This window comes from Bradyrhizobium sp. (assembly GCF_049581145.1).
In the GTDB taxonomy this organism is placed as follows: Bacteria; Pseudomonadota; Alphaproteobacteria; order Rhizobiales; family Xanthobacteraceae; genus Bradyrhizobium.
In genome coordinates, this window is record NZ_JBAURI010000697.1 from 1 (window position 1) to 4,273 (window position 4,273).

Sequence of the window (4,273 nt, forward strand, 5' to 3'; positions counted from 1 at the left end):
GCCGTGGCAGCTCAACTTGCCTCCGCGCCCCCGGCTGCACCAAGCGCCGACGAATCCCTGCCCGCCTTCGACGTCGCCCGCATCGATCCGACCGGAGCGGCGGTCATCGCCGGCCGGGCCGCCGCAGGCGCAACCGTGGAACTGTTGCGTAATGGCGAACGCCTTGACCAGGCGGTGGCAGATCAATCCGGCCAATTCGTCATGGTGCCGTCCCAACTTCCGGCTGGTGACTACGAATTGACGTTGAGGTCGAAATTGCCCGACGGCACGCTGGCGACATCCAGACAGGGCGTCGCCGTCGCATTGAACGAGGCGCCGTCCAGCACCGGCGCGCTGCAAGCGCATGCCGAGGCGGCTTCAGAGTCCGCGGCGGCAAACCGGCATGACGCGGCTCTGTCGCAGCCGCCGCATGGAAGTCCAAGTACGGGCTCCCCCGATCGCGGCCCGTCATCCGCCGCGGCCGAGGCCAAAAGTGAGAACAAGAGCGAGCCCAACGGCGAGCACAAGAGCGTGACGAAGGTCGTATCCCGTGGCGACAGTCTGTGGCACATCAGCCAGGTTACCTACGGCGCGGGGACACGCTACGCGATCGTCTACCGGGCGAATCGCGCGCGCATCCGGGATCCAAATCTGATCTATCCCGGCCAGGTCGTCGTGCTCCCGATGCGGGCGCGCTGAACGCGCCAAATCCTGGGCCAGCAAGTTCTGCGCCGTGAGCCGCCCGCTTCCACCTCGCGAAAGCCGAACCTCCCTAACAAGCCTCGTTCATTGCGCAGCGCGATTGTGCGTGCCGCCGCCATCACGTGAAGAGTTCGGAAACCATTCCAGCCTTCTGGCCGGGCCGCTAACGAATTCGAAAATGGCTCGGACCAAATTCGCGATGACGAAACCGAAAAGACGCAATCGAAGATTTGGGGACTGATGCCTATGAACGGGGAAGCCGTGTTGGAAAAAGTGCGCCGCTATCGCGCCATTGCTTCGTTGTATCGCCAGACTGCCGCCTTCCGTCCTCCGCAGCGGAACTCGCTGTTGGGCCAGGCCGAAGAGTGGGAGCATCTCGCGGTCAGCGAGCTCGAGGCCTACTTCGCCGCACGCCACAATCCGGTGTACGAGTTGTTTCCACAGCTCGATCGCCCGGCCTATCGGACGATGGCCGTGGCCGCGTGAGCGGGGCGCTCACCGCCGACGACACGGCCGAGCGCGACCGCCGTCAAGCGGCTGTTTCCCGACAGATAGCTCTCGCGGCGGAGCCGGATACACCGCCGGCGGCTCCGCCCGCCGCGAACAGGCCAGACAGCGGCTTCGCCGCTGTCGTCATCGCTCCGGCCTGCGGATCCACGACGAGGCCCGCCTTGCGCGTGGGACAGGGCGCCCGTCACTTTGACGACCTGATAGGGCGGGTATTCTTCCGCGAGTCTTCCGCACCCGAACCGAACGACGGCGCTTCGTCCGCGACGGCTACCTGCGCTGGTTGTAGACGTCGACGCAGACGGCGCCGAGCAGCACCAGGCCCTTGATCACCTGCTGGTAGTCGATGCCGATGCCGAGAATCGACATGCCGTTGTTCATGACGCCCATGATCATGGCGCCGACGACTGCGCCGCCGACCCGCCCGACACCGCCATAGGCCGACGCGCCGCCAATGAAGCAAGCGGCGATGACGTCGAGCTCGAAGCCGGCGCCGGCCTTCGGCGTCGCGGTATTGAGGCGCGCGGCGAAGACAAGCCCGGCCAAGGCGGCGAGAACGCCCATGTTGACGAAGGTCAGGAAGGTCAATCGCTCGGTCTTGATACCAGACAGCTTGGCAGCCTTGGCATTGCCGCCGACGGCATAGATCTGCCGGCCGATGACGGTGCGCCGCGTGACGAAGCCATAGAGCGCGATCAGCGCCATCATGATCACGAGAACGTTCGGCAACCCGCGATGCGAGGCGATCAGGTAGGTGAAATAGAGCACGACGCCGGCCAGCGCGGCGCTCTTTGCGGCGAAGATCGTGGGGGGCTCGACCTCGATGCCGTGAGACTGCTCGCGCGCCCGGCTCTTGACACTGGCATAGACCAGCGCCAGCGCCAGCAGCGCGCCGATCAGCAGCGAGGTGGGATGCAGCGTGCCGTCGAGGGGGAGCACCTCCGGGATGAAGCCCGAGGACAACTTCTGGAACGTCGACGGGAACGGCCCCACTGACTGCCCCTGCAGGACCGCCAATGCGAGCCCCTTGAACACCAGCATGCCCGCGAGCGTGACGATGAAGGAGGGAATCTTGAAATAGGCGATCCAGTAGCCCTGCGCCGCGCCGATCGCGGCGCCGACCACAAGACAGGCCACGAAGGCCAACGGGTAGGCTACGTGATAGTGGACCATCAGCACCGCTGCGACCGCGCCGACAAAGCCCGCGACCGAGCCCACCGACAGATCGATATGGCCGGTGACGATGACCAGCAGCATGCCGAGCGCCATGATCACGATATAGCTGTTCTGCAGCACGAGATTGGTCAGGTTGAGCGGTTGCAGCAGCGTGCCGTCGGTCATGGCCTGAAAGAACAGCATGATCGCGAACAGCGACAGCAGCATGCCGTAACTGCGCAAATTGTGCTTGATGAAGCCGGCGTGCCGGCGTTCCTCGGGGAGCGAAACCGTCTTGTCTGTCATGGCCGCGTTCCTGCTGTCTGCATCTCGTCGTCGCGCATGCCGTTCGCGACGATCCTGTGATTCTGCATGATGGCCCGCATGATCTTTTCCTGCGTCGCATCGGCGCCGGCAAATTCGCCGACAAAGGCGCCGTCGTTCATCACGCAGATGCGGTCGCAAATGCCGAGCAGCTCCGGCATTTCCGACGAGATCACCACGACGCCCTTGCCGGCTTCCGCCAGCTCGTTGATGATACAATAAATCTCGTATTTTGCACCGACGTCGATGCCGCGGGTCGGCTCATCGAGGATGAGGACCATGGGATCGGTCATCAGCCATTTCGAGAGCACGACCTTCTGCTGGTTGCCGCCGGACAACTGGCCAATTTCCTGAAAGACGTCGGCGCAACGGATGCGCATCCGGTTCCGGTAGTCGCTGGCCGCTTTCAATTCGCTGAAATCATCGATCACCCAGCGCGGGGCGACCTGGTCAAGGCTCGACAGGGTGATGTTCTTGCGCACGTCGTCGGCTGCGATCAGCCCGAGCTGCTTGCGGTCTTCGGTGACATAGGCGAGACCGGCATCGATGGCGGCTGCAACGCTGGACAGGCGGACCTCGCGGTCATCGAGCCGGACCCGCCCGCTGATGTCGCGGCCCCACGCCCGCCCGAACAGGCTCATCGCGAACTCGGTGCGGCCCGCGCCCATCAGCCCGGCGATGCCGACGACCTCGCCGCGCCGCACCTGGAAGTCGACATTCTTGATCACCTGCCGTTCGGCATGGAGCGGATGGTGCACCGACCAGTTCTCCACCACCAGGACGGGATTTCCGATCTTGGCATGACGTTCCGGAAAGCGGTGCGCGAGGTCGCGGTCGACCATGCTGCGGATGATGCGGTCTTCCGCGACCGGCTCGGTACGGCAATCGATGCTGTCGACGGTGCGGCCATCGCGCAGCACCGTGATGCGGTCGGCAACGCGTGCGACCTCGTTCAACTTATGGGAGATCAGGATCGAGGCGATGCCCTGTTGGCGGAATGTGATGAGACGGTCGAGCAGCGCCGCGCTGTCGGTCTCGTTGAGGCTCGCGGTCGGCTCGTCCAGGATCAGCAGGCGCACCTTCTTCGAGAGCGCTTTCGCGATCTCGACCAGTTGCTGCTTGCCAACACCGAGATCGGTGATCAGCGCGTCCGGCGACTCACGCAAACCAACCTGGGCCAGAAGGTCCCGGGTCCGCCGGTACACCGCTCCCCGGTCGATGACGCCGAACCGCGCCGGCGGATGCGACAGGAAGATATTCTCCGCGATCGACATCAGCGGGATCAGCGCCAGCTCCTGATGAATGATGATGATCCCGAGCGCCTCGGAATCGTTGATATCACGAAAGCGCCGCTCCTCGCCGTCGAAAATGATCCCGCCGTCATAATCGCCGTGGGGATAGACGCCACTGAGCACTTTCATCAGCGTCGACTTGCCGGCGCCGTTCTCGCCCACAAGGGCATGAATCTGGCCGGCCTCAACGGTGAAATTGACGTCACGCAGCGCCTGCACACCGGCAAAGCTTTTGCTGACGCCGCGCATTTCGAGCATAGCCGCCATTGAATCACGTTCCTCCTCGGCGAAGTTCGGTCCGGCGGGCGCAGATC

General features: G+C 64.2%; 5 protein-coding genes. 2 read left to right on the top strand and 3 right to left on the bottom strand.

The genetic code is table 11. From position 1 onward, the window contains the following. Both WCB02_RS22700 and WCB02_RS22705 read left to right on the top strand, forming a co-directional pair. On the top strand, nt 1-678 hold a 678-nt coding region (locus tag WCB02_RS22700; protein ID WP_423961626.1), incomplete at its 5' end, for a LysM peptidoglycan-binding domain-containing protein. Between the two features lie 249 nt (nt 679-927). Beyond that, nucleotides 928-1,167: a hypothetical protein gene (locus WCB02_RS22705; protein WP_423961629.1), complete on the top strand. Its 240-nt coding sequence runs from the start codon at nt 928-930 to the stop codon at nt 1,165-1,167. Nucleotides 1,168-1,210: 43 nt separating this feature from the next. Here the strand turns inward: WCB02_RS22705 and WCB02_RS22710 are convergent, their stop codons facing one another. The 3 genes from WCB02_RS22710 to mmsA all read right to left on the bottom strand — a co-directional run bounded on the left by WCB02_RS22710 (nt 1,211) and on the right by mmsA (nt 4,226). Further along, on the bottom strand, nt 1,211-1,318 hold the full coding sequence (locus WCB02_RS22710) for a hypothetical protein (protein WP_423961631.1): 108 nt from the start codon (nt 1,316-1,318) through the stop codon (nt 1,211-1,213). Nucleotides 1,319-1,458: 140 nt separating this feature from the next. Further along, nucleotides 1,459-2,649 carry a multiple monosaccharide ABC transporter permease gene (gene mmsB / locus WCB02_RS22715; RefSeq protein ID WP_423961630.1) on the bottom strand — a complete coding sequence of 397 codons (1,191 nt, stop codon included), beginning with the start codon at nt 2,647-2,649 and terminating at the stop codon, nt 1,459-1,461. Further along, entirely contained in the window at nt 2,646-4,226 is a 1,581-nt protein-coding gene (mmsA, locus tag WCB02_RS22720; protein ID WP_423961633.1) for a multiple monosaccharide ABC transporter ATP-binding protein, read from the bottom strand. The genes mmsB and mmsA overlap by 4 nt, the downstream gene beginning before the upstream one ends. Nucleotides 4,227-4,273: the final 47 nt, after the last annotated feature.